Source organism: Candidatus Magnetobacterium casense, assembly GCF_019173545.1.
GTDB lineage: Bacteria > Nitrospirota > Thermodesulfovibrionia > Thermodesulfovibrionales > Magnetobacteriaceae > Magnetobacterium > Magnetobacterium cryptolimnobacter.
The window spans coordinates 1-10054 of record NZ_JABXWD010000104.1; the positions used below are offsets into that span (position 1 = coordinate 1).

Below are 10054 nucleotides of genomic sequence, written 5' to 3' on the forward strand. Positions count from 1 at the left end.
CACTCCATTCAAACGTGGTCACGTTGCTCACGCATAGCAACAATGCCATATTACACAGGTATAAAAGTGGCTTAAATCCTTGCAACCACGGTTGATTGTGGTACTACCCAATATCATCTGATATCTTGTTATCATACATATTGTCAGGGTCAAGGTCAAGGTCAAGGGCACGGGCACGGGCAAGGGTAAGGGCAAGGTCAAGGTCAAGGGCACGGACACGGGCAAGGATATCTGTAATATCTGTACCGGAAGATACGATCGATGGTGAGCTTAAGCTCCGATGGAAAGATTCGTTTAATCCCTCCTTCATTTCCCTGGTCAATCCAAAAAGTTCCTCATTGCCTTTTTCTCCACACCATGTGGCAATCTTATCAGACTCTGTTACATAATATTTAGCCTCCTGATGCGTTGGCAGACGATAAAGCACCGTTCCGCCTTGTTTATCAGTAAGCCATCTACAGAACATCAAGGCATCAGCCAACCTGATACCTGTAATTGGTTCATTGGCGTTGCCTGCCGGAAATATGTAACTATACCAATGGTCAGGTTGTAGATACGTCCACTTTTTTTGCATATCATCAATAAACAACTGATATTGAGCGTGCGTTACATAGTCTTTGCTTATTTGCCGCTTGTCATCTATGGTGGTGAATAATTTAAGCTGCCTGTTCATAATAACTTCCAGGGCAATCCTTCGCAGGTCTTCATCAGGAGATTCAACATTGTGCGCAAAAAATACTTCAACGGCCTCACGAACTTCAACACTAATCATTTGAGCCTCTTCAAGACATTCAAGCGCCAGTGTCAATGACGGTACCGTATTTACCTCAAGACAGGCCTTGACGATATCCGTGGCATTCCCACGCGCCGCGTACAACCTCAGTGTCTCATGCCACCAACTGTCACTGACAAGATTGTGCCAATCACGGGTACTGTCGGCCTTGTTCAACCAGCATGAAACGGTTAAAAACTCCTGAAACGTAAGGTGGGCAAAGCCAAGTATACCCTCTTCCCGTTCGACCAAAAGTCCGCTTGACTCTTGCAAGTCTACAAAAAAGGCATTTTCCTTACCCGCCTTAACACCGATGAGGCGCAAGGCATCCACAGTGAGCGTTATAGCCTCTTTTTCCGATATCTCGCGTATCCTATTCTCCATCATCCTGCAGGCAAGCGGTTCCAGGATACTTCTATTTTGGATGGCGCTAAATTTGTCATCGAGTCCTTTTCCCTGACGCCAGCGCTCCAGCATTACCTCGCATATTTCGCCATAAAGTGCGGCACGACTACCGGGCAGGGCACCTTTATACCGATGAACCATTGAGATCATCGTCAGCAACAGGGGATTTGCCGTGAGGGCGTTGAACGCCGGGACTGTGTGCAGGCGTTCAAGGAGGTCTTCCGCTCCACGCTTGGCCGTCTCCCGAACTTTATAGTTGTCTGAGTTACCAGCACGCCTTATTTCGTTTGCAAGGTACCAGTTGCTGACAAAGCGCTTTACCTGTTCGGCATTAAAATTCAGCACCTCAAGGACATAAGCCCCCCGAAGCGGGGCAGACTTATAACCAGATGGTCGCGACGTTAGGAGAAACAAGCTATCCTTATACAGCTTTATTTGCCTGTCAACCCAAGCGGAGACCGTTTTTCTGTCCTCCTGGTCTCCAACCTCATCCAGGCCGTCAAGGAGAACGATACAGTCACCCGCCTTCAGTTTGTCCTCAAACCATGTATCGGGCGGTTTGAGACAGGGAAACAACTTCTCATTGCTGAAATAAACCTTTGCAAGGTCTCCAAGATTAAGGGGCTTTGATTTCGGTTTTGAGTCCTTTACGATGTCTTTTACAACCTGCCTTACGGGGATAAGGATTGGCACATACGGGCGTATGTTGTACTGCTCGTGACGATTGTACGCAAGTATAACCGCTATGTCCTGAAGCAGGGTGGTCTTGCCACAACCCGGCGGACCAATCAGGGCATAGCCTTCAACTCTCTGATTTTCCTTACGCCATTTATCGCTTAGACGTATAAAGTCCCATATGTGCCTTGCATCGGCAAACTCTCTGGTCGCTATAGGGTTTGTCTGAGACTTGTTAGGATTGCTGTTGAGGTCGATTCGTAGTTCGACAAAGACCTGATCGAGATCGAGCGCAAAGGAATCGATCAGCCCAAGTCCCTTCGTGTTGAAAGTGTTGTGGTCAATGATGATCCTCTCACGGTATCTTTTTTCAAACTCTTGGGAAGGGCTTACGGTGGGAGATATCTTCTCTGCTACAGCCTCGTCAATCCTTTGTACAGTGTCGTCCACTGTTTTGCTGATTGCAGCGACAGTGCGGCTTTTCTTAAGAGACTTGATCCTTTTCCATACAATCTTGGATATCCAACCAAGTACGATTAACACTGCGGCATAGTCAATACCCGTTGCCTCAGATATCGCCTTAGATATGCTATCCACACTCATATTTGAATGGGGTAAGACAAGGCATCAAGTCACGCCTTATTATATTCCTTTAGTTTTTTACAGAAAGTATCGAGTTTGTGGATCAAGACGGTTTCGTCTTTCTTGAGGAGTCTTGCATACCTGATGGCCTCCATGCGCCTTTGTTTGATTTCGTTACTGTCCGGATGCTCTTTTAACAGTTTATTATAGGCCATCACGGCAACAAGAAAACGCTCCGACTCTATGTATTGATCGATGTCATGCAGTTGCTGTTGCAGAGGGGTCATCGGTATTTCTTGTTCAGCCTGCTTTAGTAGTTCAATGCCTGCCTGGGCATCGAGGTCCTCCGTGTCGGGGTCCTGCTCAATGTCTGTGGTGGTATCGTCACTGTCTGAGGCGGTTATCAGGTCGGTTGTGACCTCTTCGTCCTGCGGCTGTGCCTTGAGGTCACGGATTGACTCTTGTGCCTGCTCGTCGTTGGGATTTAATATCAGTATCTTTTCAAGAGATGCCAGGGCACCTGTGGTATTTCCGGTTGCCATATATAATTGTGCGAGTTTCTTGTGCGCCAGCAGGTTATCGGGAATGGCCGCGACCACCGTTTCAAACTCTTCGATGGCACTTGCCACATACCCTTCTTCCATATATATCTTGCCAAGGGCAACACGGGCACTCATATAGCTAGGATGCTTGCTGATACAGTACTTCAGCACCTTAACGGCATCTTCCGTCATATTAATTTTCTTGTATTCCTCGGCAAGGGGGATATACAGTTTTGAATCGGCCTTTTGAAAGACCTGTTCCTTTAGTTTTTCCAATTTTTTAGGACTCATACAGTACCGGCCTCCCTATTTTTTCCAGGACTTTATTAAAGATAACGTGCGAAACGTCCTCCTTGGACATCTTCGCTACCGGATGCTCACCCTGTGGTGTTATGATCGTCACAATGTTGGTGTCCGTATCAAAGCCTGCCCCCTCGACGGTGATGTCGTTAAAGACGATCATGTCAATGGCCTTTGCGCGGAGTTTTTCCCTGGCCCTGTCGGTACGGCTGCCCGTTTCGGCGGCAAAACCAACGATGAAGGGTTTGTCCTGTTGCGAAGCGACACGCCTCAGTATATCGTTTGTCTTTACGAGTTCTATCGACATTCCGTCGGAGCGTTCGAGCTTGGTTGTGGCCACCGCCGCGGGGCGGAAATCACTAACTGCCGCAGCCATGACAAGGACATCCGCATCCCTGATGGCATCGATCACAGCGACCTCCATCTCCTGTGCCGTTTCAACCGGGACAAGCCTCCAGTCCCTGTTGTGGGGCAGGTTGGTTGGGGCGCTGATCAGGGTAACGTCCGCCCCACGCAAAGACGCAGTCGTAGCAAGGGCAAAACCCATCTTGCCCGATGACTTGTTTGTGATAAATCGCACGGGGTCGATCGGTTGCCTCGTCGCCCCAGCCGTGACCACGACCCGCAGACCTTTGAGGTCCTGGGCAGTCAGCGCCCTCCGCAGGGCATGCACGATGGCGGGTATGGAGGCCATCCTGCCGGCCCCTTGCTCGCCACATGCGAGTTCTCCGGCATCGGGGGCGATTTCGATTACACCCTTGTCTTTAAGGTACCGGAGCTTGTCGGTAAATATGGGGTTTTCATACATTCGCCAGTTCATGGCCGGAGCTACCAGGATAGCCCCCCTGAAGGTCATAAGCAGTGTCGTAAGCAGGTTGTCGGCTATACCGGCGGCAAACTTGGAGATGGTATTGAGGGTGGCAGGGGCTACGAGCAGTGCATCGGCCTCTTTTGCCATGTCAACGTGAGCAAGCGGGGCATCAAAGGTGTCCGTGAGCACGCCCCGCCCCGATAGTATCTCCAGCGTCAATGGAGCGACAAACTGCCTCGATGCGGCAGTCATCACCACACTGACCCCCATGCCCTCTGTACGCAAGGTGCGTACCAGCTCAGGGGTCTTACAGGCCGCAATGCTCCCCGTCACTGCCAGGATTATGTCTCTGCTACGTGCCATATAGATAGCCGAAGGCCCCCCTTAGTCATCCGCATCCGCATCCGAGTCGTTATCGTCGGGCGGTTCCATGTCACCAAAGATGCTCTCCAGCGAACGCTTGCCGGTTTCCTCTTTTTCGTCCAGGTAGAATTTGAGGTCCTTCTCCAGTTCGGAGAGGTCTTCCTGTTCGGATTCCCGGCGTTTCTCTTCGAGGAATCTCTTGTAGTCGAGCTTTCTGGTTTCCTCGTTGGCCTGTCTTGCCTCATCACCGGTGATAAAGTCCAGGGCATAGGCAACGGCTTCTTCCAGGGCTATTGTGGTTATCTTTCTGGCCTTTGTTGGCACCTTTGGTTTACCCCGGTTGGCGAGTTCCTTGGCCCGCTGCGTAATGATGTTGACAAGCCTGAATCGCCCGTCTATCTTATCGGGGTCCAACTCTATCGGTAAAGATATTATGTCCACTGATAAAAAATCCCTCCTTTATGGAATTAACTTCCCTTGTTGTTAAATATGAAACGTCTCCTTTACCCAGTTCCTGTCTATGCAGTTAGCCCGTACGCGGTTGGCCATGATAACAGAGGATAACTCCTTAAATGCTTGGTCAAGGTTGTCGTTGACGATGATATAGTCATAGAGCATCCCCTCGCGTATTTCATCGTTAGCCTTTTCCATGCGTCTGCGGATGATCTCATCGGTTTCAGTGTTTCTCTTTTTAAGGCGCTGATACAGCGCATCCATGGACGGCGGGATGATAAAGATTGACGTTGACTTGATGTGCTTGTTCCTTATCTGTCTTGCACCCTGGGTATCAATGTCAAGCAGGACGTCGTTACCCTCCGACAACACCTCCTGTATGGTTGCCAGTGCGGTTCCATAGAGATTTCCATGCACCTCTGCATACTCTATAAACGCATTGTTTTTGAGCATATCCCTGAATGTTTCAACGGAGACAAAGATGTAGTCAACCTTATCTACCTCACCCGGTCTGGGCGAACGCGTGGTGTAGGAAACGGACTCACGGATGTGTGAGAGTCCCTTTAGCAGTCTGCGACTCAGGGTGGTCTTCCCCGTACCCGATGGCGCCGAAATGATGTAGAGTTGACCTCTGTTTAGTCGCATTACTTGTCGTTATCGGCTTCCGGGGAGCCTTGTGACATCAGTCTTTGCGTGAGGGTTTCCGTCTGCAGGGAACTGAGCACGACGTGGTCGCTATCCGTGACAATTATCGACCTGGTACGCCGACCTTCGGTGGCATCGATGAGTTTACCTACCTTCTTGGCCTCTTCCCTCAGACGCTTCATCGGCGCCGAGGCCGAGGTCAGTATGGTTACCACACGATTTACTGCTATGACGTTACCAAACCCTATGTTTACCAATATAGGGCCGTTACTACCTTTTTTCATGTATGTTTTTCTCCTTTTCCGTCTATAAAGACTTTATTGATTGCGCTCGCTCTATTGAACATTCTGCACCTGTTCCCGGAGTTGCTCCGTTTGCAGTTTCAGTTCTGTGGCCAGGGTCTTGAGTTCAAAGTCATCGACCTTGGCCGTTATCGTATTTGCCTCTCTGTAGAGTTCCTGTAAAATAAAGTCGAGCTTCTTACCTATTTTATCATTTATTGAGATATTTTTTCTAAACTGTTTGATATGGCTTCGCACCCTTTCGATTTCTTCTGATATGTCTATTTTTTCGGCGTAGACAGCGGCCTCCTGCAATACCCTGGAGTCATCAATGTTGAGGTCACCGAGCAGTTGCCGCATCTTTTGTTTTGTCTTGTCAAACAGCCTTGTTGTGGCATCGGTGCTCAGTGCCGATATTTTAGCGATGAGTTCCTCCATGTAGTCAACGTGGGGCAGTATCTCCTGCAGGAGCAGTTGTCCCTCCTGCATTCTCATCTGCATGAGCATCGTTATTGCTTCCGTGAAGGCCGTCATCAGGGCAGTTTCCTCTACCTCTTTGGCGTCGTTGACGAGCGAGTCTTTAAATGCAAAGACGGTAGCGATGTCTATCTCACCTCCGAGGCCAAAATCGCTTTTGAGTTGTCTTAAGACGGCTACCGCATTTTTAATAAAGTCATTGTTTATGGTGAGAGTATTTTCGGTCATGATAGTTACAAAGACGTCTATGCGCCCTCTGGAGAAGTTTTTTTGCAGTAACCTCCGCATTGGCATTTCATATTTAAGCAGTGAGGGGGGCGCCTTTATGGTTATATCCAGGAATCTGTGATTGAGCGAGCGCATTTCGACCTTTATGTTGCCGTTGTGGCTTTTTTCGTTTCGATTTGTTTCCGGTGGTGCTTCACTGTGGCTTACGCCATAACCGGTCATGCTCTGTATCATTGTATCAGGCGTAGGTAATCTTCAATCCTTGCGATGCCGACAACGCCCTGTTGGCCATCGGAGAGCCGCCTCCACAGCGCCTCACCCTTTTCGATTTCCCCGTCTCCGATGATTATCACAAAGGTAACATTAAGTTTGTCTGCCACTTTGAGATGTTTCTTTAAGGACATGTTGCCTTCACCACAGAGGGCGCTAATACCTTTTATCCGGAGGATATCACACAGGGGCAACGATATCAGTTCGGCATCCTTACCCAGGGGTGCGAAGTAAAACTGTTGCGGAAGGCGACAGGTGGCACCGGGGTTATCTATGAGTTCGGCCATGCGCTCCATGCCCAGGGCAAAACCTATGGCTGCCGTGCCATGTGGGCCGCCAAACTCCTGCACAAGGTTGTCGTACCTGCCCCCTGCTATAACGGCCTTTTGTGCACCCAGGCGTTGGGTGGTTATCTCAAAGGTTGTCCTGGTGTAGTAGTCCAGTCCTCTGACTATCATGGGGTTTTCCACGAAGGAGATACCCAGGGCGTAGAGCAGGTCCTTTAGCCTCTGGTGGTGCTGCCGGCAGTTGTCGCAGATGTAGTCGAGGATGCTTGGTGGGGAGCCCCTGAGGGCAATACACTCCTCATTTTTACAGTCAAGCAGTCTCAGGGGATTGTTCTTAAGGCGTACCTTGCAATCGGTACACAGATGCTCCTCCTTTGCCGAAAAGAATGCCACAACTTCATCCCTGAACCGCGGACGACACTCCGCACAACCGATAGAGTTTATCTCAAGCGTGGTATCGTTTATCCTGAGTCTTTTGAGCAGGACGTTGAGCATCGACAGCATTTCGGCATCCACCTTGGGACTTGCACTGCCAAAGACCTCCGCACCGAGCTGGTAGAACTGTCTGAAACGCCCCTTCTGTGGTCTTTCGTACCTGAACATCGCCCCGGCATAGTAAAACCTCTGGGGTGCGGGTAGGGTGTGAAGATTGTTCTGTACGTAGCATCTCACCACGGAGGCGGTACCCTCAGGGCGCATACTGATACTTCGACCACCACGGTCGTTAAACGTATACATCTCCTTATCCACGATATCGGTGCTCTGACCGATGCTTCGTGTAAAGACCTCCGTGTACTCTATAACGGGAATCCGGAGTTCGCTGAACCCATACAGGGTAAAGACCTCCCGGGCCGTATCCTCTATGGTTTGCCACCGGTAGACCTCCGGTGGATATATGTCTGCAACCCCCTTGAGGGTGTTATATTTGCTCAATTTCCTTTCTCGACCCCTCCTGTCTTGAACCTTCTTGTGTCCTCTCTCCCCAGAAGTCTGATTCGCCCTCTCGTTCCTTGTCAAACTCTATCTCTCTGAGCAGTTTGTCTACGAGTCGCTTGATCTCCTCCTTGAAATGTCGTCTGATACCCCGGAGGTCAACGATGTCCTCGTGTATTTTTACGACTTTTTCTTGCGCCCTTTTTATTATCTCATCGGATTTGAGTTCGGCCTCTCTGGTAATCAGTTCGGCCTCTTTTCTTGCATTGGCCTTGTAGGCTTCTATCATCTGTTGTGCCGTTATGAGGGTTTCCCTGAGGGTGGTTTCCATGTTCTTGTGTTCCCTCAACTGTCCCTCTATGATGTGCAACTGTTCCTTTAACGACGTGTTTTCCCTGAGTAACTCCTCCATCTCTTCCCGTAGTACCTCTAAAAACGCGTACACTTCCTCAATATCAAATCCCCTGAACTTCACCGGAAACTGCTTTTGCTGGATATCCAGCGGTGTTATCCTCATTCATGGCCTCCTTTTCAAGCCTTGTTCAATGCCCTATTAAAAACAACATTATTTACATGAAATGATATCACAGATGTATCCAAAAAGTCATCACAATTAAAAAAATTTCAAAAAAAAGATAATCACACATCAGGGTTTTTGTATTTATACCCATCTTTACCAGTTGGGATTGTCTAAAAACTGTAACTCAATGATAAATAAGGATAATATTGTTTTTGTACCAGATAGTTACGTCTAAGAATATGGGATAAATAATTATATTCCCTTGACATATCGTAATAATATTGTTTATATTTAAGTCTAACATGGATATAAGCAGAAGAGCATAAAAGGGCTTCTTGAACATAAATCCTGATAATCCCAATTGTCGGACAGCTCCTTACAGTCGCCGGGCCGTTAAGTTAAATTTACTCCCTACGGTCGTAGGCGTGGTTCAGGCATCTTTAATTGCAGAGATTGGAATATGACATTGTAAAAATTAAAAGAATGGAGAATATTTATGATTACAAAACCTTGGTCAAAAGAGAGTTTATTGCGATACATAAACCCTGCTGATAAACAACAGAAGTCGGAAAGATTCGTTGGTGCCGTGTGCCTGATTCTGGTTGAGGCTCTAGTCGTTTTGCTTTACTTTACCGGTACAGCCTCTGCAGGATTTAAATACACAACTGCATGGTCAACTTATAACCCAAGCAACGGTGCTGGTACTGCTTTTGACGGGCCTACTTTCATTGGATATCTAAAATCCAATTCAAATCTCCTGATAGTCAACAGCCATGCCGGGGTTGATGACGGTGGCAATGTGATTGTGCAACAGACTGACGGGACTTATGTGGCGACGCCTGTAAATACTATAAATAAAGGTCCTATTGGCACTGCCACAAACCCCAATAACGGCAACGTTTATGTAAGCACTTACTACGATTCCAAGATATACAAATACACTGAAGCCTTAGGAACTTTGACGTATGACTCTACAATTACCGAATGTACTTTAAACGGTGTAGTCGGGCCATATACATTTGGCAAAATGTTCTATACCAGACAAAAACAGGTTTGCAAATTAAAGTCAAGTGTCTATGCCAGTTAAACGACTATTCTTCTTGTAAACTCCATTTAGTTTGGTATATATTGACGTAGATTCTAACGGAGACATTTATGTTACTGACTATGATAATAAACGAATAGTCAAAATGAACTCAGCAGGACAATGCTTACTCGTTGTGTCAGGATATGGAACCGGCAGCGCTACTGCATTTCTAAATTTAACCGGAGTTGCTGTCGATTCAAACGGTAATATATGGGCAGCCGATTATGGCAAAAAACTATTTCATCATATAACAACGGTACCTCCAACGTAAATCTTTCATCCCCGTCGTGTGTTAATATAGATCGGACTACCGACTATGGACTTGGGCATAAATAACTTACTCATTTCAACTTTATTCGGAGCGGTAAATAAAATAGTTCCATTCTCCATGGAATTCCGCTCGTTTAAGATTTATTGCTTCCA

Annotated in this window: 11 protein-coding genes; 2 read left to right on the forward strand and 9 right to left on the reverse strand. The window is 47.8% G+C overall.

Going from position 1 to position 10054, the window contains the following annotated elements:
• Window positions 1-103 precede the first annotated feature (103 nt).
• The 9 genes from HWQ67_RS07355 to HWQ67_RS07395 are packed head-to-tail and all read right to left on the reverse strand — an operon-like array spanning window position 104 to window position 8541.
• Window positions 104-2449 (reverse strand): NACHT domain-containing protein, encoded by a 2346-nt coding sequence (locus HWQ67_RS07355; RefSeq protein ID WP_218252036.1) that lies wholly within the window; start codon window positions 2447-2449, stop codon window positions 104-106.
• A 35-nt stretch (window positions 2450-2484) separates the two neighbouring features.
• Entirely contained in the window at window positions 2485-3267 is a 783-nt protein-coding gene (locus tag HWQ67_RS07360; protein ID WP_218252037.1) for a tetratricopeptide repeat protein, read from the reverse strand.
• Window positions 3257-4450, reverse strand: a complete 1194-nt coding sequence (gene coaBC, locus HWQ67_RS07365) for a bifunctional phosphopantothenoylcysteine decarboxylase/phosphopantothenate--cysteine ligase CoaBC (protein ID WP_218252038.1) — start codon at window positions 4448-4450, stop codon at window positions 3257-3259. Before coaBC ends, HWQ67_RS07360 begins: the two co-directional genes overlap by 11 nt.
• A gap of 21 nt (window positions 4451-4471) precedes the next feature.
• The gene (gene rpoZ, locus HWQ67_RS07370; RefSeq protein ID WP_218252039.1) at window positions 4472-4891 is read right to left on the reverse strand and encodes a DNA-directed RNA polymerase subunit omega; all 420 of its coding nucleotides are present in this window, start codon (window positions 4889-4891) and stop codon (window positions 4472-4474) included.
• A 42-nt stretch (window positions 4892-4933) separates the two neighbouring features.
• Entirely contained in the window at window positions 4934-5548 is a 615-nt protein-coding gene (gene gmk, locus HWQ67_RS07375) for a guanylate kinase (RefSeq protein ID WP_218252040.1), read from the reverse strand.
• On the reverse strand, window positions 5548-5832 hold the full coding sequence (locus HWQ67_RS07380; protein WP_040335274.1) for a DUF370 domain-containing protein: 285 nt from the start codon (window positions 5830-5832) through the stop codon (window positions 5548-5550). Before HWQ67_RS07380 ends, gmk begins: the two co-directional genes overlap by 1 nt.
• Window positions 5833-5883: 51 nt before the next feature.
• A complete protein-coding gene (locus HWQ67_RS07385) occupies window positions 5884-6768 on the reverse strand; it encodes a YicC/YloC family endoribonuclease (RefSeq protein WP_218252041.1) in 885 nt (294 codons plus the stop codon).
• Window positions 6765-8024: a histidine--tRNA ligase gene (gene hisS, locus HWQ67_RS07390; RefSeq protein ID WP_218252042.1), complete on the reverse strand. Its 1260-nt coding sequence runs from the start codon at window positions 8022-8024 to the stop codon at window positions 6765-6767. The genes HWQ67_RS07385 and hisS overlap by 4 nt, the downstream gene beginning before the upstream one ends.
• Window positions 8011-8541 (reverse strand): DivIVA domain-containing protein, encoded by a 531-nt coding sequence (locus HWQ67_RS07395; protein ID WP_218252043.1) that lies wholly within the window; start codon window positions 8539-8541, stop codon window positions 8011-8013. The genes hisS and HWQ67_RS07395 overlap by 14 nt, the downstream gene beginning before the upstream one ends.
• 499 nt (window positions 8542-9040) lie before the next feature.
• Here HWQ67_RS07395 and HWQ67_RS07400 point away from each other — a divergent pair, with 499 nt between their 5' ends.
• Together HWQ67_RS07400 and HWQ67_RS20445 are read left to right on the forward strand one after the other, a co-directional pair.
• On the forward strand, window positions 9041-9631 hold the full coding sequence (locus HWQ67_RS07400) for a hypothetical protein (RefSeq protein WP_218252044.1): 591 nt from the start codon (window positions 9041-9043) through the stop codon (window positions 9629-9631).
• A 31-nt stretch (window positions 9632-9662) separates the two neighbouring features.
• Window positions 9663-9902 (forward strand): hypothetical protein, encoded by a 240-nt coding sequence (locus tag HWQ67_RS20445; RefSeq protein ID WP_218252045.1) that lies wholly within the window; start codon window positions 9663-9665, stop codon window positions 9900-9902.
• Window positions 9903-10054: the final 152 nt, after the last annotated feature.

What these genes read in the sequence shown, in the direction of transcription:
- HWQ67_RS07360 (WP_218252037.1), bottom strand. Translation starts at nt 3,267, where the DNA reads ATGAGTCCTAAAAAATTGGAAAAACTAAAGGAACAGGTCTTTCAAAAG.
- coaBC (WP_218252038.1), bottom strand. Translation starts at nt 4,450, where the DNA reads ATGGCACGTAGCAGAGACATAATCCTGGCAGTGACGGGGAGCATTGCG.
- HWQ67_RS07380 (WP_040335274.1), bottom strand. Translation starts at nt 5,832, where the DNA reads ATGAAAAAAGGTAGTAACGGCCCTATATTGGTAAACATAGGGTTTGGT.
- HWQ67_RS07400 (WP_218252044.1), top strand. Translation starts at nt 9,041, where the DNA reads ATGATTACAAAACCTTGGTCAAAAGAGAGTTTATTGCGATACATAAAC.
- gmk (WP_218252040.1), bottom strand. Translation starts at nt 5,548, where the DNA reads ATGCGACTAAACAGAGGTCAACTCTACATCATTTCGGCGCCATCGGGT.
- HWQ67_RS07385 (WP_218252041.1), bottom strand. Translation starts at nt 6,768, where the DNA reads ATGATACAGAGCATGACCGGTTATGGCGTAAGCCACAGTGAAGCACCA.
- HWQ67_RS07395 (WP_218252043.1), bottom strand. Translation starts at nt 8,541, where the DNA reads ATGAGGATAACACCGCTGGATATCCAGCAAAAGCAGTTTCCGGTGAAG.